The organism is Pseudaestuariivita atlantica (genome assembly GCF_001205715.1).
Classification (GTDB): Bacteria; Pseudomonadota; Alphaproteobacteria; order Rhodobacterales; family Rhodobacteraceae; genus Pseudaestuariivita; species Pseudaestuariivita atlantica.
The window spans coordinates 58,992-81,215 of sequence record NZ_AQQZ01000006.1; the positions used below are offsets into that span (position 1 = coordinate 58,992).

The 22,224-nt window shown below is 64.7% G+C and carries 20 protein-coding genes; 8 read left to right on the forward strand and 12 right to left on the reverse strand.

What is annotated here, in order from left to right:
- Nucleotides 1–54 precede the first annotated feature (54 nt).
- Nucleotides 55–1,353, forward strand: a complete 1,299-nt coding sequence (gene gltA / locus ATO11_RS13695) for a citrate synthase (protein ID WP_050531471.1) — start codon at nucleotides 55–57, stop codon at nucleotides 1,351–1,353.
- Between the two features lie 88 nt (nucleotides 1,354–1,441).
- On the opposite strand, the gene ATO11_RS13700 is transcribed toward gltA, so the two are convergent.
- Nucleotides 1,442–1,774 (reverse strand): 2Fe-2S iron-sulfur cluster-binding protein, encoded by a 333-nt coding sequence (locus tag ATO11_RS13700; protein ID WP_050531649.1) that lies wholly within the window; start codon nucleotides 1,772–1,774, stop codon nucleotides 1,442–1,444.
- Nucleotides 1,775–1,883: 109 nt separating this feature from the next.
- On the reverse strand, nucleotides 1,884–3,233 hold the full coding sequence (locus ATO11_RS13705; RefSeq protein ID WP_050531472.1) for a selenium-binding family protein: 1,350 nt from the start codon (nucleotides 3,231–3,233) through the stop codon (nucleotides 1,884–1,886).
- 310 nt (nucleotides 3,234–3,543) lie between these two features.
- Between ATO11_RS13705 and ATO11_RS13710 the strand changes: the two genes are divergently transcribed.
- The gene (locus tag ATO11_RS13710) at nucleotides 3,544–5,646 is read left to right on the forward strand and encodes a hypothetical protein (protein WP_134643122.1); all 2,103 of its coding nucleotides are present in this window, start codon (nucleotides 3,544–3,546) and stop codon (nucleotides 5,644–5,646) included.
- A gap of 61 nt (nucleotides 5,647–5,707) precedes the next feature.
- Here the strand turns inward: ATO11_RS13710 and ATO11_RS13715 are convergent, their stop codons facing one another.
- The 10 genes from ATO11_RS13715 to ATO11_RS13760 form a co-directional block, all read right to left on the reverse strand.
- Nucleotides 5,708–6,484: an enoyl-CoA hydratase-related protein gene (locus ATO11_RS13715; RefSeq protein WP_050531474.1), complete on the reverse strand. Its 777-nt coding sequence runs from the start codon at nucleotides 6,482–6,484 to the stop codon at nucleotides 5,708–5,710.
- A gap of 70 nt (nucleotides 6,485–6,554) precedes the next feature.
- Entirely contained in the window at nucleotides 6,555–7,010 is a 456-nt protein-coding gene (locus ATO11_RS13720) for a cytochrome c-type biogenesis protein (RefSeq protein WP_050531475.1), read from the reverse strand.
- Nucleotides 7,007–8,977 carry a heme lyase CcmF/NrfE family subunit gene (locus ATO11_RS13725; protein ID WP_050531650.1) on the reverse strand — a complete coding sequence of 657 codons (1,971 nt, stop codon included), beginning with the start codon at nucleotides 8,975–8,977 and terminating at the stop codon, nucleotides 7,007–7,009. The genes ATO11_RS13720 and ATO11_RS13725 overlap by 4 nt, the downstream gene beginning before the upstream one ends.
- 78 nt (nucleotides 8,978–9,055) lie before the next feature.
- The gene (locus tag ATO11_RS13730) at nucleotides 9,056–9,631 is read right to left on the reverse strand and encodes a holin family protein (protein WP_050531476.1); all 576 of its coding nucleotides are present in this window, start codon (nucleotides 9,629–9,631) and stop codon (nucleotides 9,056–9,058) included.
- Entirely contained in the window at nucleotides 9,622–10,233 is a 612-nt protein-coding gene (locus ATO11_RS13735; protein ID WP_050531477.1) for a holin-associated N-acetylmuramidase, read from the reverse strand. The genes ATO11_RS13730 and ATO11_RS13735 overlap by 10 nt, the downstream gene beginning before the upstream one ends.
- Nucleotides 10,234–10,312: 79 nt before the next feature.
- Entirely contained in the window at nucleotides 10,313–10,756 is a 444-nt protein-coding gene (gene ccmE / locus ATO11_RS13740) for a cytochrome c maturation protein CcmE (protein ID WP_050531478.1), read from the reverse strand.
- 7 nt (nucleotides 10,757–10,763) lie between these two features.
- Entirely contained in the window at nucleotides 10,764–11,792 is a 1,029-nt protein-coding gene (argC, locus tag ATO11_RS13745) for an N-acetyl-gamma-glutamyl-phosphate reductase (protein WP_050531479.1), read from the reverse strand.
- A 30-nt stretch (nucleotides 11,793–11,822) separates the two neighbouring features.
- Complete coding sequence (locus ATO11_RS13750; RefSeq protein WP_050531480.1) at nucleotides 11,823–12,632, reverse strand: glutamate racemase; 810 nt, start codon at nucleotides 12,630–12,632, stop codon at nucleotides 11,823–11,825.
- A 4-nt stretch (nucleotides 12,633–12,636) separates the two neighbouring features.
- Entirely contained in the window at nucleotides 12,637–13,515 is an 879-nt protein-coding gene (locus ATO11_RS13755; RefSeq protein ID WP_050531481.1) for a lysophospholipid acyltransferase family protein, read from the reverse strand.
- Between the two features lie 57 nt (nucleotides 13,516–13,572).
- On the reverse strand, nucleotides 13,573–16,986 hold the full coding sequence (locus tag ATO11_RS13760) for an indolepyruvate ferredoxin oxidoreductase family protein (RefSeq protein ID WP_050531482.1): 3,414 nt from the start codon (nucleotides 16,984–16,986) through the stop codon (nucleotides 13,573–13,575).
- Nucleotides 16,987–17,135: 149 nt separating this feature from the next.
- Here ATO11_RS13760 and ATO11_RS13765 point away from each other — a divergent pair, with 149 nt between their 5' ends.
- The 6 genes from ATO11_RS13765 to grxD all read left to right on the forward strand — a co-directional run bounded on the left by ATO11_RS13765 (nucleotide 17,136) and on the right by grxD (nucleotide 22,210).
- The gene (locus ATO11_RS13765; protein ID WP_050531483.1) at nucleotides 17,136–18,041 is read left to right on the forward strand and encodes a LysR family transcriptional regulator; all 906 of its coding nucleotides are present in this window, start codon (nucleotides 17,136–17,138) and stop codon (nucleotides 18,039–18,041) included.
- A 417-nt stretch (nucleotides 18,042–18,458) separates the two neighbouring features.
- The gene (gene purL, locus ATO11_RS13770) at nucleotides 18,459–20,618 is read left to right on the forward strand and encodes a phosphoribosylformylglycinamidine synthase subunit PurL (protein WP_050531651.1); all 2,160 of its coding nucleotides are present in this window, start codon (nucleotides 18,459–18,461) and stop codon (nucleotides 20,616–20,618) included.
- Nucleotides 20,618–21,232 (forward strand): CatA-like O-acetyltransferase, encoded by a 615-nt coding sequence (locus ATO11_RS13775; RefSeq protein ID WP_050531484.1) that lies wholly within the window; start codon nucleotides 20,618–20,620, stop codon nucleotides 21,230–21,232. Before purL ends, ATO11_RS13775 begins: the two co-directional genes overlap by 1 nt.
- A gap of 57 nt (nucleotides 21,233–21,289) precedes the next feature.
- Nucleotides 21,290–21,526: a BolA/IbaG family iron-sulfur metabolism protein gene (locus ATO11_RS13780; RefSeq protein ID WP_050531485.1), complete on the forward strand. Its 237-nt coding sequence runs from the start codon at nucleotides 21,290–21,292 to the stop codon at nucleotides 21,524–21,526.
- Nucleotides 21,523–21,816, forward strand: a complete 294-nt coding sequence (locus tag ATO11_RS13785; protein WP_050531486.1) for a hypothetical protein — start codon at nucleotides 21,523–21,525, stop codon at nucleotides 21,814–21,816. The genes ATO11_RS13780 and ATO11_RS13785 overlap by 4 nt, the downstream gene beginning before the upstream one ends.
- Before the next feature lie 31 nt (nucleotides 21,817–21,847).
- Complete coding sequence (gene grxD, locus ATO11_RS13790; protein ID WP_050531487.1) at nucleotides 21,848–22,210, forward strand: Grx4 family monothiol glutaredoxin; 363 nt, start codon at nucleotides 21,848–21,850, stop codon at nucleotides 22,208–22,210.
- The last annotated feature ends 14 nt before the right edge of the window (nucleotides 22,211–22,224 follow it).

Here is a 22,224-nt window from a genome sequence, read left to right on the forward strand (position 1 = left end):
CGACCACGACCACCGCCCTGTCCGGGCGCGACGCATTTGAACGGGAGACAACCGATGGCCGATACCGCACACAAGACAGCAACGCTGACACTGGATGGCCAGACCTATGATCTGCCGGTTTATTCCCCGACCGCCGGGCCCGACGTGATCGACATCCGCAAGCTGTACGCGCAGGCCAAGGTGTTCACCTACGACCCCGGCTTCACCTCGACCGCGTCTTGCGACAGCACCATCACCTTCATCGACGGCAACAAGGGCGAATTGCTGCACCGCGGTTACCCGATCGACCAGCTGGCCGAGAAATCCCACTACCTCGAAGTCTGCTACCTGCTGCTGTACGGCGAATTGCCGTCCGCGAAAGAGCTGGAGGTGTTCGAACAGACGATCACCAACCACACCATGCTGCACGAGCAGATGGTGAACTTCTTCCGGGGGTTCCGCCGCGATGCGCACCCGATGGCGATCATGGTGGGTGTCGTGGGCGCGATGTCGGCCTTCTACCATGACTCGACCGATATCAACGACCCGCGCCAGCGCGAGATCGCCTCGCACCGCCTGATCGCCAAGATGCCGACGATCGCGGCCTGGGCCTACAAGTATTCCATCGGGCAGCCCTTCGTGTATCCGCGCAACGATCTCGACTACGCGTCGAATTTCCTGCGCATGTGCTTCAGCGTCCCGGCCGAGGAATACGAGGTCAACCCGATCCTCAGCCGCGCGATGGACCGGATCTTTACCCTGCATGCCGATCACGAGCAGAACGCATCGACCTCGACGGTGCGGCTGGCGTCGTCTTCGGGTGCGAACCCGTTTGCCTGCATCGCCGCCGGCATCGCCTGTCTTTGGGGCCCGGCGCATGGCGGCGCGAACCAGGCGTGCCTGGAGATGCTGGAAGAAATCGGGACGGTCGACCGCATCCCCGAATTCATCGACCGCGCCAAGGACAAGAACGACCCGTTCCGCCTGATGGGTTTCGGCCACCGCGTCTACAAGAACTTCGACCCGCGCGCGACGGTGATGAAGCAATCCGCCGACGAGGTGCTGGAGCTTCTGGGCGTGGAGGACAACCCCAAGCTGCAGGTCGCCAAGGAGTTGGAGAAAGAGGCCCTGAACGATCCCTATTTCGCCGAGAAGAAGCTGTTCCCGAACGTCGATTTCTATTCGGGCATCATCCTCGAAGCGATGGGTTTCCCGACCTCGATGTTCACGCCGATCTTCGCGCTGTCGCGCACCGTGGGCTGGATTTCGCAGTGGAAAGAGCAGCTTGACGATCCGCAACTCAAGATCGGCCGTCCCCGGCAGTTGTACATGGGCGAGACGCGTCGGGATTACGTGGAAATCGAGAACCGGTAAAAGCCAAGCGCGAGCGCGGAATCAAGGGCCTTCAGGCCCGCCGCGCATCGCCGGGCCGCACCCTTGCCCGGCGACTCGCGGCCAACTTCTAACGCCGCAAGCGCGCGCCCGGCGCCACCGCGAACGGGTTCTGGTAAAGCTGGTCGTGGCTTTCCACACCCACGTCGATCTCGCAATCCGTCACCGGCAGCGCGACGCATAACAGGATATACCCCGCTTGGCTCTGCCGCCGGTTCAGCGCCGTGCCTTTCGGCTGGCGCACCTTGCCCGACAGCATCTTGGCCGCGCAGGTGATGCAGCCGCCGTAGTTGCAGGCGATGGGCAACTGGATGCCTTCCCGCAGCGCGGCGGCATAGATCGGTTCATCCTCGGCCACGTGAAAGGTCACGCCGCGATTGCGCAGCGTGACCTTGTGCGTCACCGCCACCAGCGTTTCAGCCAGCCGAAGAGCGGCCTGGATGGCGCGCGGGTTGCGGCCTCTTCGCCCACGGCCTTCGCAAGGCCGCAGGCACCGCATCCACACATCGCGCTTACATCCAGATGTCGGAGGTCACGTCGCCTCCGGGATAGCGCATCTCGTGGCAGCGCGAGGGGCCGTTCGGCTCGCCGCCGAAATCCACCACGAAATCGGGATTGATGGACATGCCACCGTTTTCCGTGTCGCAGTCGATCATGTACATCTGCGCGCCTTTGTCCTTCATGTCGGGGTAAAACTGGTTGTCCCATGACGAGAAGAGCGAGGTCGTGACATAGAGCCGCTTGCCGTCCAGTGACAGCTGGATCATCTGCGGCGCGCCCTGCACCTTGACGCCGTTCACCTCGGGCGCCTTGCCCAGCATCCCGCCGATCCAGACCTGCCCCGTCAGCTTGGGATTGGCGCGGTCCGAAACGTCGTACTGGCGCAAATCACCGTGCAGCCAGTTGGCGAAATACAGGTACTTGTCGTCCATCGAGATCAGGATATCCGTGATCAGCGACGGCATCGGCACCGGGAAGCCTTCGACGTCGATCGTGTCGATATCGATCACCTTCTCGATCTCGAAATCGCCATCGTCCGTCTTCCACCAGCGGAACACGTTCGACGACAGGGTCGCGGCGAAGAACCCTTCGTTCGAGGCCGGGTCGTGCAAGCCGCGCACTTCCAGCGGGATCATCCCGTCGGCGCCCATGTCGATGGATTTCACGATCTTCTTGCCTTCGAAATCCCAGAAGTGGATCGACTGGCCGTACTTGCCCGCCGCCACGTCTTCGAGGTCGAAACCCGGCATGAACGTGTTGGGCGCACCCCATTCGGACGACACCATCATGTTGTGACGCGGCTGGTACCAGAAATCGTAGTTGTAGTTCATGCCGGTGATGTCGTTCTCCCACCGGCCGACGATGTTGAAATCCTTGTCCAGATGCAGGAACCCGCCCGGCGCGTTGCCGTCGGCATCGCCCAGCATCGAGATGATGATGTCCTGCTTGAGACAGTGCACGGTATGCGGGCCGCTCAGGCCCGTCTTGGCCTTGATGTCGTCACCCGACACGACCTTGTGCAGCTTGGGGTTCTTGGCGTCCGACACGTCCACCACGTTGATGTTCGACGTCCGCACGCCGGGCAGCAGCAGGAACTGGCGCTTCATCGACGAGTCGTCGTTGCAGGACGAACAGGCGTTCCAGCCCGAATGGTGCAATTCGTCGCCGATCTGGGGCATCTCGGTCCGGGCGACGACCTGGCTGTAGGTGGGGCTGTCTGGATCGACATCCACGGTGGCGAGGTAATCGGGAGCCTCGACGCCGGTGCCGACATACAAGGCAACGGTATAAAGCAGTTTTTCACGCTCGGCCTGCATGGCCTCTGCCGGCGATGCATAGCCGGGTCCGCAGCATTCACTCATTGGAATATCCTCCCAGTTCCAAGTTGTTTTTAGAATTATGACCCTGATACCGGCACAGATGATCGGCACCTGTCAACAATTGTCTGACATTTGAATCGCCTCGGGCCGGTCCCCGCCCGGCATGGACAATTTGCAACCCTACGCGCGGATTGTTCGAAGACCTTGCAATCAAAAAGAGAAAGTTGGGCCGCAAGAAGGCGGAAACGCTCTGTTTACGCCAAATTGTTTTCGAATTCTCGCCACCCGTTCTAGCCCGGTACCCGCGCATCTCGGGGGCGATGTCGCGAGCGACATAGCTGTGGAGGGCGACATGCCTGGAACGGACCAACACGTCTACCAGTTGGGCTGCGATCCCGTAGTCACACTGACCATCGTCGAAGACGAGGGTAGCCTCGTCTTCATCCTGGACGGCGCCGACGACACGACCGACATCGACGGCTTCTTCTTCAATCTCAAGGACGACAGCGTCTCGCCCACGCTTCGGATCTTCCCCAAGGTCGATGACCCGAACGGCGACGTCATCGATTTCCGCGCCGAACCGGGCATCCTGAACCAGCTCGACAACGGCGCGCAGACGCAGGAGCAGTTCGACGTCGAGGTGCAGTTCGGCGAGTTTCCCGGCTCGAACGCGGGCACGGTGAACGACACGGGCTTTACCATCTGGGTGGATGCGGGCCGTCCGTTGACCATCGACGACATCGACCTGACCAAGCTGGTCGCCGTGGTCGACAGCGACAACGGCATGGGCATGGCGCTGATAGGCGGCGAAGGTAGCGGCGCGCCCGTCACCGAAACCGTGATCGACGTGGATTTCCAGCTCGACAATGGCACCAATATCCTTGGCTCGCCGCTTCTGGAAAGCGGCATCGCGCAGGCCGATGGCTGGTTCGCGCAAGGCGGCTCGGTAGGCGCCAGCGGCGCGGGAGACGGTGTCCTACGACTCGACGCGATCGCGTTGACCGGTGCTGTCGCGCTGTCCTTCGACATCCATTCCGTCAACGCGCAGAATTTCGAGGCCTCGGGCCAGTACGGCGACAGCCTGCGGGTGGAGGTGCAGTTGGATGACGGGTCGTGGGTCCTGCTGGACGAATTCGTCGTGGACGAACATACCGACACCTTCACCGGCTCGTTGACCGGCCAGACCTTCGGCGACGGCGCGGCCAGCACGATGAGCTATTCCGGTGGCATCCTCGACCAGATCGACGGCGAGGTGTCCTTCCGCCTCGTAGCCGACATCAGCGCCGCGAACGAGATCCTGCGGGTCGACAACATCGCGGTCACGACCACCACGGGTGGCGCATCGCAAACCCCCGTCGTGATCGGGGCCGAGAATTTCGACGGCCTGCACGACCCGGAGGACAGCGACCTCGTGCGCGCGGACGGCGACTGGGAGGTGTGGGACGACGCCTTGCACACCGACGGCGCCAATGACGGACGGCTGGTGTTCGAGGAATTGCCCGCCGACGGCCCGGTGGAGTTTTCCATCGACGCGCAGGGCATCAACCTGCAGAAGTTCGAGGCCTCGGGCCGGTACGAGGACACGGTGCGCATCGAGGTGCAGATCGACGGCGGCGACTGGGTTCTGCTGGACGAATTCCGCGTGAACGACGCGGGCGATGCGCTAGTCGGGTCCGAGACCGGGCAACAGATCACCGACACGAAGGCCACGCTCGACTACGCAGGCGGGGTTCTCGATACCGCGCAGACGGACGTGCAATTCCGTATCGTGTCCGACATCTCGGCCTCCGACGAACAGGTCCGGTTCGACAATGTCGAAATCCGCATGATCGAGGACGCGGCGGAAGAGTGCGAAGGCTTTGACGGCGCGCAATCGGGCGACGTGGTCAGCGACCAGTTCGCCGGTGTCACGGTATCGGCGCAGCGCGCGGGCGATGCCGCCGACAGCGAGAATGACGCGATGATCTTCGACACCGCGAATCCCACGGGCGGCGATCACGACCTGTCTTACGCGGGCAAGGGCAACGTCATCATCATCTCGGAAGACAACGATTCAGGTGATGCGGACGACAACGCCCATGGCGGCACGATCTCGTTCGACTTCGACGTGGTGTCGACCGTCTCCAGCCTGACGGTGCTGGACGTGGAAGAGGCCGGCGGGTCGATCGACCTTTTCGACGTGGACGGCGAGCTGATCAATTCGGTCGCCATCCCCGCCGGCACCGACAACGGCGAGGCGGTGATCGACATCAACACCGATGGCGTGGCGTCGATGGACGTGAACCTTGTCGGATCGGGCGCGGTGGACGACCTGTGCTACACGCCGCAGGAAGAGGGCGTGTTCTGCGACCAGTACCTTGTCGAATATGACGAGCTGATCCTGCCCAAGATCGACGCCGATCCGGCTCTCGACACGACGGAAACGGACATGGGTGATGACCTGCTGATGGTCTGATCGCCCTTGTCCGGTGCAGCGCCCTCCCCGGCCATCGCCCGCCGGGGAGGGTTTCTGGCACCTAGCGGCCTTCGAACTTGGCCGCGCGCTTTTCGGTGAAGGCCAGCACACCTTCCTTGAAGTCCCGCGAATGGCCGCACTTGCCCTGCAAATGGGCCTCGACGTTCAGCTGTTCGCTCAGCGTGTTGGTGTCGGAGGCGCGCAGCGCTTCCTTGACCGCGCGATAGGCCATGGTGGGACCTTGCGCGAGGTGCGCCGCGCGGCCGCGCCAGTGCGCCTCGAACTCCGCATCGGGCACCGCTTCCCAGATCAGGCCCCAGGCCTCGGCCTTGGCCGCCGGAATGCGTTCGGCAAACAGCGACGCGCCCATCGCCTTGGCCAGACCCATCCGGCGCGGCATCGACCAGGTGCCACCCGCATCCGGGATCAGGCCGATCCGCGTGAAGGCTTGCAGGAAATAGGCCGATTCCGCCGCGATCACCACGTCGCAGGCCAGCGCCACGTTGGCGCCTGCCCCCGCCGCCGCGCCGTTGACCGCCGCGATGGTCGGGATCGGGCATTCGTCCAGCGCAAGGATCAGCGGCCCGTATTCGTCGCGCAGGGCGCGTTCCAGGTCGATCCTGCCCGCGCTCGCCGCATCACCCAGATCCTGACCCGAGCAGAATGCGCGGCCCGCCCCCGTCAGCACCAGCACCTTGGCCCGCGCCTGCACGTCCTTCACCGCGTGCAGCAGCTCTGCCCGCATCTGCGTGGTCATCGCGTTCAGGTGGTCGGGCCGGTCGAGCGTCAGCACGGCGATGCCGTCCGCCTCGCTCAGCTGGATCGTTTCGTACTGCATGGGGCTTCCTTCGTCTGCGCCTGTGTCGGTCCTACCCCGACATAGGCTGAGACGGGCGAAAAACCCAGCGTCACTCTTCGAGAATTCGGCGCAGGCGCGCTTCCTCGTCCTCGCTCAGGGCACCTGCCTGTTGTGGCGTCGCCCGCGCGCGCCCCCGGAGGAAGGCAAAGGCCAGCCCGCCGGCGATCAGCAACATCAGCGGCCCCGACGCCCAGAGGATCAGGTTCGCCCCGTCCGCGTCCGGCCGCATCTTCACGAAATCGCCGTAGCGGGCGACGAAGAAGTCGACAACCTCCTCGTCGCTCATGCCCTCGGTGAGCAGTTCGCGCACCAGCACCCGCGCATCCCGCGCCCAGTCGGAATTGGACGAGGCGATGCTTTCGGACTGGCACTTCACGCATCGCAACTCGTGGTCAAGCGCCTGTGCCCGCGCTTCCAGCACCGGGTCGGCCAGCATCTCTTCCGGTTCGACCGCCGCCACAGGCACGGCCAGCAACATCATCAGGATGAACGCGATCCGCCTCATTCCGCGGGCACCGCCGCCGAAGAGGCCACCTTGCGCGCGCCAGCAGCGACGCGATACCGCCGGTCGCTCAGGCTGACGAAGCCGCCAAGCGCCATCAGGATGCTGCCCGCCCAGATCCAGCCGGTGAGCGGCTTGATCCACGTCCGCACCGTCCAGCCGCCGTTCTGCTGCGGGTCACCGATCACGACGTAGACGTCGCGCAGGAAGCGAGAGTCGATCGCCGCTTCGGTCGTCGGCATCTGCGCCACCGGGTAGATGCGCTTTTCCGGGAACAGGCGCGCGATCTCCTCGCCACCCCGGCTGAGGATGATTTCCGCCCGCGTGGCGATGAAGTTCGGTCCCTGCAAGTCCGTCACGTCCACCAGTTCGACCGTATGCGCGCCCACCTCGAACGGGACGCCCCGTTCGGCGACGCGAATATCCTCCACCTGCCAGCCGGTCAGACCGGCAACACCGATGAACGTGATGCCCAGCCCGGCATGCGCAAGGGCCTTGCCCCAGTCCGCACGCGGCAGGCGCAGCAGGCGCGCGGCGCCGCTCTTGCCGGTGCGCAGCCACAACTCGGTCAGCGCACCAAAGACGAGCCACGCCCCGACGAACATGCCGATGGGTGCCAGCGCCGAACGGCCCGTGGAGATGGCCCAGACAAGCGTCGCAAGGCTGAAAACCAGCGCCAGTATCAGCGCGACCCGCATCGACCGCATCGCCCGCCCGATCCGGCCGCGTTTCCACGGCAGGATCGCCCCGATGGGCAGCACGGCCCCGAGAATCAGGAAGATGGGGGTGAAGGCGATGTTGAAGAACGGCGGGCCGACGCTCAGCTTGTGGTCAAAGAACATCTCGGCCAAGAGCGGCCACATCGTACCCACGAAGACGATGAACGCGGACACCGCCAGCAGGACGTTGTTCACCACCAGCGCGCTTTCGCGGCTGACGACGCTGAAGACGCCCTTGGCCTCCATCACCCCCGCCCGCATCGCGAACAGCACCAGCGCGCCGCCGGTGAAGAAGGCGAGGATGCCAAGGATGAACACCCCGCGCTCTGGGTCATTGGCAAAGGCGTGCACGCTGGTCAGAAGACCCGACCGCACGATGAACGTCCCGATCAGCGAAAAGCCGAAGGCGAGGATGGCCAGCAGGATCGTCCACGCCTTGAGCGTCTCCCGCTTCTCGACCACGATGGCCGAGTGCAGCAGCGCGGCCGCCAGAAGCCACGGCATGAACGAGGCGTTTTCGACCGGGTCCCAGAACCAGAACCCGCCCCAGCCCAGTTCGTAATAGGCCCACCACGACCCCAGCGCGATCCCGATGGTGAGGAACACCCACGCCGCCAGCGTCCACGGACGCACCCAGCGCCCCCATGCCGCGTCCACCCGGCCTTCTAGCAGCGCGGCGACGGCGAAGGAAAACGCCATGCTCAACCCGACATAGCCGAGGTAGAGGAACGGCGGATGGAAGGCGAGGCCCGGATCCTGCAACAGCGGGTTGAGGTCCTCCCCGTCGAACGGCGGCACGACAAGCCGCAGGAACGGGTTCGAGGTCAGCAGGATGAAGGCGAAGAACGCAACCGCAACGGCCGCCTGCACGCCCAGCACCCGTGCCCGCAGCGTCGGCGGAAGGCTTTGCCCGAACCACGCGGCCGACGCGCCGAACAGCGTCAGGATCAGCACCCACAACAGCATCGAGCCTTCGTGGTTCCCCCATGTCCCGCTGATCTTGTAAAGCATCGGCTTCGCGGAATGGGAGTTCAGCACAACCAGCCGCAGCGAGAAATCCGAGGTGATGAAGGCATACATCAGCGCGGCAAAGGCGAAAGCCGTCAGCAGGAATTGCAGCGTTGCCGCCGGTTCCGCCACCGCCATCCAGGACGCCCAGCGTTTGTGCGCCCCGACAAGGGGCACGACCGTCTGGACGATGGCGACGAGGAAAGCGAGGATAAGCGCGAAGTGGCCGAGTTCTGTGATCATGCGCATAGGATAATGCGTTGACCGACCCGCGCCAATCGCAATCGGCGCGAGCTTTGTATCACTTTGTCGCGGGGGCGCTCAGGATGCGCGGTGTCTTGCCCAATCCTCCAGCGCGGCATTGCCCGCCGGGGTGATCGTTCCCATCGTCAGGTTTGCATCCGTCCCGGTTTCGGCAACGCTCGGTGTGTCAGCATCGAATTCGCGCAGCATGTCGAGCGAGTTGACGACCTGCGGCACCCGGCTCAGCGTTTGCGCCAGCTCCTTCTGAAACGCCTGCCCCTTGGCCTGGTGGCGCGCGCCGAAATAGAAACTCACGATCACGCCCAGCAACCACCAGAGCGGTTCGGGCACCAGCGCGATGCCGGTCATGCGTTCGGCGAACCAGACCGGGTCGAACATCGCCGCCACGAACAGCCCGATCGTGCCAAGCGCCAGCGCCGGGCGCGGGATGCGGTTGATCGCGTCCATCAGCCGGTCGAACAGGCTTTGCCGGGAAAAGGCGAACTCCATGCCGAACTGGTTCAGCGCCTGCCCCTGCACGCTGACCGCGCGGACGGCGTCGGCTTCGGCATTCACGCGAAAGACTTCCGCCGTTTCCTTGATCACGTTGCCCGATCCGAAGAGCGCATCCAGTATCCGTCCGATCATCCCCATGCCCGCACCCTTTCGTCGAACTGCGCCTGCGTCATGTGGAACCGGGGTGACAGGAATTCCTCCGCCCGGCGGATCCAGCCGCCCTTGCCGCCTGCCCGCGTGCGCGCGTACTTGCGGCTCGCCGGGCGCTTGTCGGCCAGCGCGAAGTAATAGTTGCGCCGCGCGATCCCGTAGGCATCGGCCAGATGATCCGGCGCTGCGTCATACGCGGCATGGGCGGCGGCGGCGGTGAGCGGCCCGATCACGCCATCGACGGCGACCTTGAACCCCATCTGCCCCAGCAGCCGCTGCAAAATCTTCACCGCGTTGCTGCCAGCGTTCACGTACATGTCGAACACCGTCGCCTGGATCGCCTCCGGCAGGTCGGCGATGCGCGGCTCCACGAAGTAATGCGTGATGAAGATGTTGACGGCCTGCTTGCGCGTCAGCATCCGCACGTCGCTGGCATTGATGCGGCCATCGCTGTTCAGGTCCAGCCCCAGCCGCCGCATCGTGTGGATCGTCACGCCGTAATTCGTCGCCCCGCCCGGATCGTGGGGATCGTTCACGTAACCGCCTTCGCGCGCCACGATCTCTTCGGCGATGGTTCGCACGTCCTTCATGGGTCACCCCCGGTTGCCACTGCTCGGGGCCAAAGCTGCCCATGCAGTGGTTAACGGGAGGCTGACAGCCCGTGCGCGCCTAGCTGTCGGCTTCCTGGTAGACGCCCTGTTCTTTCAGCGCGTCGATGACCTCTTTCGGCATGTAGGTCTCGTCGTGTTTGGCAAGGATTTCAGAGGCCTGGAAGACACCGTTCACGTAGCGACCCGTGCCGACCATGCCCTGGTTCTCTTCGAACAGGTCAGGCAGGACGCCGGTAAAGGTGACCGGCACCACCGCGCCGCCATCGGTCACGCGGAACGAGATCTGCTCACCCTGACCACGGGTGATCGAGCCTTCCTCGACCAGCCCGCCGATGCGGAACACTTCCGTAGGACCCGGCGGTTCGGCGATCACCTGGCTGGGAGAGCGGAAGAAGTTGATGCCGTCGCGCATCGCGTAACCGATCAGGGCCGTCGAGGCGATCAACGCCACGACCGCCACGAGGATGACCTGGATGCGTCGTTGCTTCTTCAGTCCCTTCATCGCGTCCTCACGGGTAAAGGGGCACGCCCATCAGCCCCGTCGTCTCGTCCAGTCCCAACATCAGATTGGCATTCTGGAGCGCTTGTCCAGAGGAGCCTTTGCACAAATTGTCGAGAGCGGCAAACACCACCGCCCGTCCGGCGATCCGGTCGCCCACCACGCCCACATGGCAAAAGTTCGATCCGCGGGTGTGCCGCATGTCGGGCTGTTCGCCGAACGGCAGCACCACGAGGAACGGCTCGTCTGCATAGGCATCGCGCAACGCGCCGTGGATCGCCTCCGGGTCGCCCTTGACGTAGACGGTGACGAGGATGCCCCGGTTGACCGGCACGAGGTGCGGCGTGAACTGCACCCTTACGTCCCGCCCGGCGATGGCGGAAAACTCCTGGTCGAACTCGCCCAGGTGCCGGTGCGTCCCGCCCACCGAGTAGGGATGCAGCCCCTCGGACAGTTCGGCGTGTAGCAGGATCTCTTTCAAGGCCCGCCCCGCCCCGGACACACCCGCCTTCAGGTCGATGGCGATGTCGTCGAGGTCGATCAGGCCCTTCTCGATCAGGGGCCGCAGCGCGTATTGGCCGGTGGCGGCATTGCACCCCGTGCCCGCGACGAAGGACGCGCCCGCGATCTGGTCACGGTAGAACTCGGTCAGGCCGTAAACCGAGTCCGCCTGCCGCTCTACAGCCGCATGCGGGTTGCCGTACCACTTTTCATAATCCGCAGGATCCCGCAGCCGGAAATCGGCCGAAAGGTCAATGATCTTGAGGTCCCTCGGCAGCCCCTTGATCACCTCTTGCGAGGTCTTGTGCGGCAGGGCGCAGAAGACAAGGTCGATGCCGGCAAAGTCGATCTCGTCGATGGTCACCAGCGTCGGCAGGTCGAGATGGCGCAGGTGCGGATAGACCTCGGCCATGGTCTTGCCGGCCTTGGAATTGGCCGCCAGCGCCGCGATCTCCATCTGCGGGTGCCCGGCGATCAGCCGGACCAGTTCAGCGCCCGTATAGCCCGAGGCGCCCAAGATAGCGATTTTGTAAGTCATGTTTGTTTTCCGTAAGTTGAAAGACGATGTTCAAGCAGCTTGAAAGGTCATCTTTCGTCGGAGGAATTGCGTGGCCCGGTCGCTCACCCGCGCCGGATCGCCGGTCGTGAGATAGGCCGCCTCACCCGATCCCAGCATGTCGGGATGCCGGTCGAGGTAATCGGCGAGCGAGGCCGCGACGAGGTTCGCCTGCGAATAGACCGACACGTCCGGCCCAAGTGCGGCCTGGAACACCTCCTGCACCAGCGGGTAATGGGTGCAGCCAAGGATCGCGGCCTGCGGCTCGGGCATCTTGCGCTTCAGCGCGTCCACGTGGGACCGCACCAGCGCCTCGGCGAGGATCATGTCACCGTCCTCGATCGCGTCGACCACGCCGCCACAGGCCTGCGCCTCGACATCGACGCCGATGGCGCGGAAGGCCAGTTCACGCTGGAAAGCGCGGCTGGCGACGGTGGCGGGCGTGGCAAACAGGGCAACGTGCTGCACGGCGACCTCCCGCGGGGGCGAATTGTCGCCCCAGTTGCGTTCGGTCAGCGCCTCGATCATCGGCACGAAGACGCCCAGCACCCGCTTGTCCTTCGGCAGCCAGCTTTCCTGCATCCGCCGCAGCGCTGCCGCTGAGGCGGTGTTGCAGGCGAGGATGATCAGGTCGCAGCCCGCTTCCCACATCCGCTCCACCGAGCGGCAGGTCAGGTCATAGATGTCATCGGCATCCCGCACACCGTAAGGCGCATGCGCGCTGTCGGCGAAATAGACGAAGTCCACCTCGGGCAGGCGCGCCTGCACGGCATCAAGGACGGTCAGCCCGCCCAGGCCGGAATCGAATATGCCAACGGCCATGCGTTCAGTGCTTGCGTCTTTCGTCGAATTCGAACCCGTAGTCATAGGACTGCAGGGGTGTTGGCGAAAGCTCATAGGTCGCTTTGCGCAGGAAATCCATGAGGTTTTTCGTGTCCTTGGCAAGCGGGTCGAGCACGTCGCGCGAAATCGGCTCCCCGATGGCCACGCGCACGGGCGTGTCCACGCGTTTCTTGAATTCCTTGATCAACAGGCCCAGCCGCAGCGTGCTGTGCAGGTGCGAAGCGACCTGGAACAGCCGCGAGGTATGCCCGTCGAAATACATCGGCACGACCTGCGCGTCGGACTTGGCGATCATGCGCGCGGTAAAGCCCCGCCAGCCGGGGTCCATCGGGTTGCCGAAGGGACGCTGGGCTGTCGAGACCGTGCCGCCGGGGAAGATGCCGATGGCCCCGCCTTGCCCGAGGTAGTCCAGAGCGGTCTTTCGGGTTTCGAGGTTCAGCTTCATCGCCTCTTTGGTCTCGTCGAACGAGATCGGCAGGATGACCCGGTTCAGTTCTTCGGCCTTGCGGAAAATCTGGTGCGCGAGGATGCGGAAATCGCCCCGCGTTTTCGACAGGACGTAACCCAGCATCATCCCGTCGAGGATGCCGTAGGGATGGTTGGCGATCAGGATGACCGGCCCGGTGCGCGGGATGTTCGACAGCGACCCGCCCACGACGTCGAGCGTCAGGCCATAGCGTTCGACCATCACTTCCCAGAAATCACGGCCCTCGGCGACCTCGCGCTCGTACCCCCTGGCGCGGCGGATCAGGCGCATCCGGCCCGTGGTGTTTTCCAGCACCCGGATCATCGCACGACCGGCCTTCGTCTCGGCCGAATAGGCATACGAGATGTCCCGAGTGGCACGGCCGTCCTTGTGCATGGCTTTCCTCGCCCGCTTGCGTGGCGTCGATATAAGTGCCCGTGGGCGGCGCGTCCACTACTCGGCGGCGGCTTGCGTCACCGTGCCGCCAGAGGTGATCTCGGCCCAGAGTTCCGCCCGCCGCTTGCCCGCTTTTTCGGCATTTGCGGCCTTGACCGGGCCGAAGCCGCGGATCTGCATCGGCAGGGCCAGAAGCTCGCGGATCAGCGGGCGCGTGGCGGGGCTGTCATGGGCGGAGATCTTGCGCAGATCGGCAAGGTATTCCTTGATCAGCCGCCGTTCCATCCGGCGTTCGGCGGTGTAGCCGAAGGGATCGAACGGCGTGCCGCGCAGGCGCTTGAAGCGTTTGAGCAGGCGGAAGGTCCAGACGCTGCGTGCTCCGTACTCCACCTTCTGCGGCCGGCCATCGGGCCCCGGTTTCGACTTGTGCGGCGGGGCGAGGTGATAGGTCAGGTCGATCTTGCCATCGAACGCCGCCTTGGCCTTGGCGCGGGTCTGGCACAGAAGGCGGGCGACCTCGTACTCGTCCTTGTAAGCCATCAGCTTGTGCAGGCTGAGGGCAACGGTTTCCTTCAGCTCGGGATCGCTGATCTCGGCAACGCGTTTGGCATAGCGGCGGGCATAGGTGCCGGACTGGTACTGCTTCAGATGCGCCACGCGGAAAGCGATCCGCTCGTCCAGCGTTTTCGGCAGCGCGATCACGTTCGGCTCCAGCAGATTCTGCGCCTCTTGCGGGAAGAGGACGGCCCAGCGGCCGATTTCGAACGCGCGGAGGTTCTTTTCGGGCGCAGCCCCGTTCAATTCGATGGCCTGCCGGATCGCATCAAGCGTCAGGGGCAAAAGCCCGCGCTGCCACGCGCCGCCCAGCACCATCATGTTGGAAAAGATCGAGTCGCCCATCGTCGCCTTGGCAAGGTCGGTGGCGTCGAACAGGTCCAGCCGATCACGCAGGCGCGCTTCAAGAGAGACCTGCAAGTCCGCCTGCGGAATACGGAATTCGGTGTTGCGCGTGAATTCACCCGTCACGATTTCGTGGCTGTTGACCACCGCCCCCGTCCGGCCCGAAGACGTCAGGCCCAGCGTCTTGGACCCGGCCGACACGACAAGGTCCCCTCCGATCAGCGCATCCGCCTCTCCCGTGGCGACGCGGATCGCGTTGATGTCCTCGGGGCGGTTGGCGAGGCGCAGGTGGATATGCACCGCGCCGCCCTTCTGGGCGAGGCCCGCCATCTCCATCATGCCCGCGCCCTTGCCGTCGATCTGCGCCGCCTGCGCCAGCACCGCGCCCAGCGTCACGACGCCCGTGCCGCCGACGCCGGTGATGATGACGTTATGCGTGCCGTTGATCTGCGGCAGTTCCGGGTCGGGCAGGATCGGCAGGTCCAGCGCCTTGGTCGCGGCCTTCTTGGGTGTGCCGCCCTCGACGGTCACGAAGGACGGGCAAAACCCCTTGAGGCAGGAGAAATCCTTGTTGCAGGCGGATTGGTCGATGGCGCGCTTGCGCCCGAACTCGGTCTCGACCGGCGTGATGGCGACGCAGTTCGACTGCACCCCGCAATCGCCGCAACCTTCGCAGATATCGGTGTTGATGAAGACGCGCTTGTCGGGATCGGGGAACAGCCCGCGCTTGCGGCGGCGGCGTTTTTCGGCCGCGCAGGTTTGGACATAAATGATCGCGCTGACGCCTTCGACGGCGGCGCAGGTTTTCTGAACGCTGTCCAGTTCGGCCCGCTCGTGCACATCAAGACCGGACGGGAAGTCATTGAGATCAATGTCTTCCTTCTCGTCATAGACCAGCGCGACATGGCCCACGCCTATCGCCTGCAACTCCCGCGCAATGCGCTGGGGTGACAGCCCGCCCTCGTTCGGCTGGCCGCCCGTCATGGCGACGGCATCGTTGAAGAGGATCTTGTAGGTGATGTTGGTCCCGGCAGCGAGCGCGGCGCGGATCGCCTGCACGCCCGAGTGGTTGTAGGTGCCGTCGCCGAGGTTCTGGAAGACGTGCGCGCGGTTGGAAAACGGCGCTTCCCCGATCCAGTTCGCGCCCTCGCCGCCCATATGTGTGAACCCGGTCGTCTCCCGGTCCATCCACTGCACCATGTAGTGGCAGCCGATGCCCGCATAGGCGCGGCTGCCCTCCGGCACCTTGGTCGAAGAGTTGTGCGGGCAGCCCGCGCAGAAATAGGGGAGCCGGGCCGCGATGTCCGGCGCGTTGTCGGCGCGGCGGGCCTCGTCCAGCGCGGCCATCCCGGCGCGGATGCCGTCGGTCTCCCGCCCCTCCTCGACAAGGATCTCGCCCAGCTTCGACGCGATCCACACCGGGTCCAGCGCCCCGCGCGTCGGGAACAGCTCTTCACGGTGGATGCCGCCCGCACCGCCCTTGTACCAGCCATAGACCCGGTAGCGGTTGTCGTCGAACAGCGCCTCCTTGATCTGGATCTCGATCAGTTTTCGCTTTTCCTCGACCACCACGATCAGGTCGAGCCCTTCGGCCCAGTCGTGGAAGCCCGCCATGTCCAGCGGGAAAGTCTGCCCGACCTTGTAGGTGGTGATGCCCAGCCGTTCGGCCTCTGCCTCGTCGATGTTCAGCAGCGCCAGCGCGTGGCACAGGTCGAGCCAGTTCTTGCCCGCCGCCACGAACCCGATCTTCGCGCCCGGACGGCCCCAGACGCGCCTGTCCATGCGGTTGGCGCGTGAAAATGCCTCCGCCGCGAAGCGTTTGTGGTCGATCATGCGCGCTTCCTGCGCGTGCGGCGTGTCGATCAGGCGGATGTTCAGCCCGCCTTCGGGCATTGGGAAGTCCGGCGTGACGAATTGCAAACGATGCGGGTCGCCGTTCACGACCGCCGTTGCCTCCACCGTGTCCTTCATCGTCTTCAGGCCCACCCACAGGCCCGAAAATCGTGACAGCGCGTAGCCGTAATGCCCGTAATCGAGGATTTCCTGCACGCCCGCGGGCGACACGATGGGCATGTAGGCGTCGATCAGCGCCCATTCGGACTGGTGCAGCACGGTGGAGCTTTCACCGGTGTGGTCGTCCCCCATCGCCACCACCACCCCGCCATAGGACGAGGTGCCCGCCATGTTCGCGTGCCGGAAGACATCACCCGACCGGTCCACGCCCGGCCCCTTGCCGTACCAGAGGCCGAAGACACCGTCATACTTGCCCTCGCCCCGCAATTCGGCCTGCTGCGACCCCCAAAGCGCCGTGGCGGCGAGGTCTTCGTTCAGCCCTTCCTGAAAGCGGACATTGGCGGCGGCAAGGTGTTTGGCCGCGCGGTGCATCTGCATGTCGACCGCACCCAGCGGCGACCCGCGATACCCGGTGCAATAACCCGCCGTGTTCAGCCCCGCCGCCTTGTCCCGCGCCGCCTGCGCCAGCATCAGGCGCACAAGCGCCTGCGTGCCGTTCAGAAGTACCGGGGATTTCGTCAGATCGAACCGATCGTCCAGTGTGACCCGAGCGGTCATGCACGCCTCCCTATTTGCACGACAGGATAGCACGATGATAGGTCACAGTTGCTGACCCGCATAGTAAAATCTTGTTTGATCCCGGACCTGTCGCATCACGACACGTAAATTGCGTATAAGCGAGGGCAAAGGATTCGGACGGGTCGCGCATGGACTGGGACAAGCTAAGAATATTTCACGCGGTCGCCGATGCGGGATCGCTCACCCATGCCGGTGACACTCTCCACCTGTCTCAATCGGCGGTCTCGCGGCAGATTCGCGCTCTCGAAGAATCGCTCAACACCACGCTGTTCCACCGCCACGCGCGCGGTCTGATCCTGACTGAACAGGGTGAATTGCTGTTCGATGCCACCTCGGCCATGTCGCGCCGGGTCGACACCGCCGCCGCGCGCATCCGCGACAGCGAGGAGGAGGTTTTCGGCGAATTGCGGGTGACCACCACCATCGGCTTCGGATCGCTGTGGCTGGCCCCGCGCCTGATGCAGCTTTATTCCAAGTATCCCGACCTCAAGATCGACCTGAACCTCGAAGAGCGCGTTCTGGATCTGCCCATGCGCGAGGCTGACGTGGCCATCCGCATGAAGGAACCGAGCCAGGCCGACCTGATCCGCAAACGCCTGATGTCGGTCCGGATGCGCCTCTATGCAACGCCTACCTACCTTGACCGGGTCGGACGGCCGGAGCGATTGAGCGATTTGTCGAAACACCGCCTGATCAGCCAGAACCCCGCGACACCGCAGGTGGGCGCGGGCGTGGCGCTGATCCAGATGCTGCTGACGCAGGACGTGCCCATGCACCTGACGGTGAACAACTATTTCGGCGTCCTGCAATCGGTGATCCACGACATCGGCATCGGGGTCCTGCCCGATTACGTGGTGGAGGATTTCCCCCAACTCGAACGCGTGCTGCCCGACGTGGAATCGAACGAGGTCCCCGTCTACCTCGCGTACCCCGAGGAATTGCGTCACTCCAAACGCATCCACGCCTTCCGCGACTTCGTGCAGGACGAGATCATCACCTACCGCAAGTCCGCGCGGGAGAAAGGGCTCGCCTGACGGGCGACCGCGCGCATAGCTCGTCGCCACGGGACCTAACAACACCCCTTCGGCAAAGCGCTGGCTTCCTACCTATGCGCCTGACGCATACCGGCCTTGCGCAAAAAATCGTCGGTTGTGCTTGATGCGTAAGCAATGGCGACCTAATTGGAACTATGAAGCAAGGACGGGCGTTGCTCTCCTACTTCATACCTCCCTGTTGGACTTAGGCCGGGCTTAGCCCCGGCCCTTTTTTTGCCCGCAGGTCAGGTCTTTCGTCGCCGGAACACGTCAAATCGCAAGCGGATCGCGGATACGCGTTTGCGGCGTTTGGCGAAACGGCAAGGGTCAGGGCAAAAGCCGTCCCGAACCGCCTTTCCCCCGGCCCGCCCCTGTCGTATGAACCGCGCAACCGCGACGAAGGGGACGCCGCCACCCATGCAAGAACCTGCCATCACGCCCGACCTGATCGAAGCCCACGGCCTGAAGCCGGACGAATACGATCGCATCCTCGACATCATCGGGCGCGAGCCGACCTTTACCGAGCTCGGCATCTTCTCGGCCATGTGGAACGAGCATTGCTCCTACAAATCCTCGAAACTGCATCTGCGCACTCTGCCCACGACCGGCCCGCAGGTGATCTGCGGCCCCGGTGAAAACGCGGGCATCGTCGATATCGGTGACGGTCAGGCCGTGGTCTTCAAGATGGAGAGCCACAACCACCCGTCCTACATCGAACCCTACCAGGGCGCGGCAACCGGCGTGGGCGGCATCCTGCGCGACGTCTTCACCATGGGCGCGCGCCCCATCGCGGCGATGAACGCGCTGTCCTTTGGCGAACCGTCGCACCCCAAGACCCGCAGCCTTGTCGCGGGCGTGGTGGCGGGCGTCGGCGGCTACGGCAACTGCTTCGGCGTGCCCACCGTGGGCGGCGAGGTCCGCTTCGACCCGGCCTATAACGGCAACTGCCTCGTGAACGCCTTTGCCGCGGGCCTCGTCGACAGTGACAAGATCTTCTACTCCGCTGCCTCGGGCGTCGGCATGCCGGTCGTCTACCTTGGCGCAAAAACCGGCCGCGACGGCGTGGGCGGTGCGACGATGGCCTCGGCGGAATTCGACGCGGATATCGAGGAAAAGCGCCCCACCGTGCAGGTCGGCGACCCCTTCACCGAAAAGCGCCTGATGGAGGCGACGCTGGAACTGATGGCGACCGGTGCCGTGATCTCGATCCAGGACATGGGCGCGGCGGGCCTCACATGTTCGGCGGTCGAGATGGGTGACAAGGGCCAGCTTGGCATCGCGCTCGACCTCGAAAAGGTCCCGCAGCGCGAGGCGCACATGACCGCCTACGAGATGATGCTGTCGGAAAGCCAGGAACGCATGCTCATGGTCCTGAAGCCCGAGCTTGAGGCCGAGGCCAAGGCCGTCTTCGACAAGTGGGACCTCGACTTTGCCATCGTCGGCGAAACCATCGCCGAAGACCGCTTCTTCATCCGCCACAACGGCGAAGTGAAGGCCGATCTGCCGCTCTCGAAACTCGCCTCCACCGCGCCGGAATACGACCGCCCGTGGGAGCCGACGCCCGAGGCCGAGCCGCTGGGCGACGTGCCGGAGGTCGACGCGATCGACGCGCTGAAGGCCCTGATCGGATCGCCCAACTATGCCGCCAAGACGTGGGTGACCGAACAATATGACAGCCAGGTCATGGCCGACACCGCGCGCGGCCCCGGTCTGGGCGCGGGGCTGGTGCGGGTGCACGGCACCGACAAGGTGCTGGCGTTCACCTCGGACGTGACGCCGCGATATGTAAAGGCCAACCCGGTCGAAGGCGGCAAGCAGGCGGTCGCCGAAGCGTACCGCAACCTCACCGCCACCGGCGCCCTGCCCCTTGCCACGACCGACAACCTGAATTTCGGCAACCCCGAAAAGCCCGCGATCATGGGCCAGTTCGTCGGCGCGATCCGGGGGATCGGCGCGGCGTGCGAGGCGCTCGACATGCCCATCGTGTCGGGCAACGTGTCGCTTTACAACGAAACCGATGGCGAGGCGATCCTGCCGACCCCCACCATCGGCGCGGTTGGTCTGCTCGCATCGGGCGAGGACGTGATCGGCTGCGACGTGCGCGAGGGCCATGTCGCGCTGGTTGTCGGGGAGTCCGCCGGGCACCTGGGGCAATCCGCGCTGCTGGCCGAGGTCTTCAACCGGGTCGAAGGCGACGCCCCGCCCGTCGATCTGGACGCCGAAAAGCGCCACGGCGACTTCATCCGCGCCAACCGTGGCATGATCACCGCCTGCACCGACCTCAGCGATGGCGGGCTGGCGCTTGCGGCGTTCGAACTGGCCGAGGCGGCGGGCGTCGGCGTGACGCTGGACGCATCCACCAATGCCGAGCTTTTCGGCGAGGACCAGGGCCGCTACCTTGTCGCCTGCGGGTTCGACAAGGCCGAAGAGCTGATGATCGAGGCGTCGCAGGCAGGGGTGCCCATCATCACCGTCGGTCGGTTCGGCGGGTCGGATGTGAGGCTGGGCAACAGCGCCGCGCCTCTCTCTGACCTTGCCAGGCTCTACCGCACCGCGTTCGCCGACGCGGTCGGCTGATGGCTTCCCGGAGGATCGATTTCGACGATTGGCCGGGGACCCAGCAATTCCGGTTCTTCCGGACCTTCGACAGACCACATTACGCGATCACCACGCGGCTTGACGCAGCAGCGTTGAAAAAGCGCGGCGGGTCGCCATTTCGCGGGGTCCTGTGGGCGCTTGGCGCGGGCCTCGCTTCGGTCGATGCCATGCGCCTGCGGTTCGAGGGCGACGTGGTCACGCTGCATGACGAGGTGCAGATCTCTCCTCCCATCGCGCTGGATGACGGCAGCTTCGCCTATGGCTATTTCGACTGGACGCCTGACCGGGCGGCTTTCGATGCGCATGCGGCCGGGGTCATCGAAACCGTGCGCCGCAGCGGGTCGCTCGACCCCACATCGGGCAAGCCCTGCGTGACCTTCGCCTCCTGCCTGCCGTGGCTCGATTTCACCGCGCTCGACAACGCGATGCCACACAGCGACGACTGCGTGCCGCGCCTTGCATGGGGCAAGATCGTGCCCAAGGGTGACGGGTTCGACATGGCTGTTTCGGTGCAGGTGCATCATGCTCTTGTTGCGGGCCGCGATATCGGCGCGTTCATGGACGCGGTGCAGGCCGCGCTTGATGCCGCTTGAAGCCCGGCCTTGCGGGCCATAGTTTATCACCGACACTAACGAAGGATCGCCCCACCCATGCCCATGAGCCGGACCGAGATCGAAACGCTGCTGCGCGACGCCTTTCCCGAGGCGACAATCGAGGTCGGCGGCGACGACGGCGTGCACATGTCGGCGATGGTCGTGGATGAAAGCTTTCGCGGCAAGAACCGGGTGCAACAGCAACGCGCCGTCTATGCCGCGCTGAAGGGCAAGATGGACGGGCCGAACGGCGAATTGCACGCCTTGGCGCTGACAACGCGGGCACCGGAATGACATCGTTGCTGGACCTCCTCACGCGGCCCTTCCGGCGCTCCTCGCGGCGGCCCCTCAGCTACCGGCAACCGCAGATGGGCCGGGACGCGGAGGTGCCCCTGGGCATGGAAGCGCTCGACATGACCGAGGTGGACCGCGTCAACCGCCGCAACGACGCGCTGGAGCGCGTGACGCTCGCCGGGAAGAACCGGTTCGGCCGGTCCTTCACCCAGAACGCCGCCAGCCGGATCGACCCGATGCCGGATGACGAAACCTACGCCGCGGAATACCACCGCCGCTTCAACCGCTAGGGTGCGCTTTCGCACCGCAAGGAACGACGACATGACCGACGCAAAATCCCGGATCGACGAAACCGTCAAGGCCCACGACGTGGTGCTTTACATGAAGGGCACGAAAGAGATGCCGCAATGCGGGTTCTCCTCCCGCGTGGCGGGCGTGCTGAACTACATGGGCGTGGACTACACGGACGTGAACGTGCTGGCCGACGACGAGATCCGCCAGGGCATCAAGGATTACTCCGACTGGCCGACGATCCCGCAACTCTACGTCAAGGGAGAGTTCGTGGGCGGCTGCGACATCGTCACCGAGATGACCCTGTCGGGTGAACTCGACACGATGTTCGACGAAAACGGCGTGGCCTACGACAAGGACGCCGCCGACAAGATCCGCGAAGCGAACGCCTGACCGACGGCGCGTGA

Excerpts from the sequence above, each read along its gene's own strand:
- ATO11_RS13760 (WP_050531482.1), bottom strand. The coding sequence starts at position 16,986 with ATGACCGCTCGGGTCACACTGGACGATCGGTTCGATCTGACGAAATCC.
- grxD (WP_050531487.1), top strand. The coding sequence starts at position 21,848 with ATGACCGACGCAAAATCCCGGATCGACGAAACCGTCAAGGCCCACGAC.
- ATO11_RS13775 (WP_050531484.1), top strand. The coding sequence starts at position 20,618 with ATGGCTTCCCGGAGGATCGATTTCGACGATTGGCCGGGGACCCAGCAA.
- ATO11_RS13780 (WP_050531485.1), top strand. The coding sequence starts at position 21,290 with ATGCCCATGAGCCGGACCGAGATCGAAACGCTGCTGCGCGACGCCTTT.
- purL (WP_050531651.1), top strand. The coding sequence starts at position 18,459 with ATGCAAGAACCTGCCATCACGCCCGACCTGATCGAAGCCCACGGCCTG.
- ATO11_RS13715 (WP_050531474.1), bottom strand. The coding sequence starts at position 6,484 with ATGCAGTACGAAACGATCCAGCTGAGCGAGGCGGACGGCATCGCCGTG.
- ATO11_RS13720 (WP_050531475.1), bottom strand. The coding sequence starts at position 7,010 with ATGAGGCGGATCGCGTTCATCCTGATGATGTTGCTGGCCGTGCCTGTG.
- ccmE (WP_050531478.1), bottom strand. The coding sequence starts at position 10,756 with ATGAAGGGACTGAAGAAGCAACGACGCATCCAGGTCATCCTCGTGGCG.
- gltA (WP_050531471.1), top strand. The coding sequence starts at position 55 with ATGGCCGATACCGCACACAAGACAGCAACGCTGACACTGGATGGCCAG.
- ATO11_RS13750 (WP_050531480.1), bottom strand. The coding sequence starts at position 12,632 with ATGGCCGTTGGCATATTCGATTCCGGCCTGGGCGGGCTGACCGTCCTT.
- ATO11_RS13710 (WP_134643122.1), top strand. The coding sequence starts at position 3,544 with ATGCCTGGAACGGACCAACACGTCTACCAGTTGGGCTGCGATCCCGTA.
- ATO11_RS13785 (WP_050531486.1), top strand. The coding sequence starts at position 21,523 with ATGACATCGTTGCTGGACCTCCTCACGCGGCCCTTCCGGCGCTCCTCG.
- ATO11_RS13735 (WP_050531477.1), bottom strand. The coding sequence starts at position 10,233 with ATGAAGGACGTGCGAACCATCGCCGAAGAGATCGTGGCGCGCGAAGGC.
- argC (WP_050531479.1), bottom strand. The coding sequence starts at position 11,792 with ATGACTTACAAAATCGCTATCTTGGGCGCCTCGGGCTATACGGGCGCT.
- ATO11_RS13725 (WP_050531650.1), bottom strand. The coding sequence starts at position 8,977 with ATGATCACAGAACTCGGCCACTTCGCGCTTATCCTCGCTTTCCTCGTC.
- ATO11_RS13730 (WP_050531476.1), bottom strand. The coding sequence starts at position 9,631 with ATGGGGATGATCGGACGGATACTGGATGCGCTCTTCGGATCGGGCAAC.
- ATO11_RS13705 (WP_050531472.1), bottom strand. The coding sequence starts at position 3,233 with ATGAGTGAATGCTGCGGACCCGGCTATGCATCGCCGGCAGAGGCCATG.
- ATO11_RS13765 (WP_050531483.1), top strand. The coding sequence starts at position 17,136 with ATGGACTGGGACAAGCTAAGAATATTTCACGCGGTCGCCGATGCGGGA.
- ATO11_RS13755 (WP_050531481.1), bottom strand. The coding sequence starts at position 13,515 with ATGCACAAGGACGGCCGTGCCACTCGGGACATCTCGTATGCCTATTCG.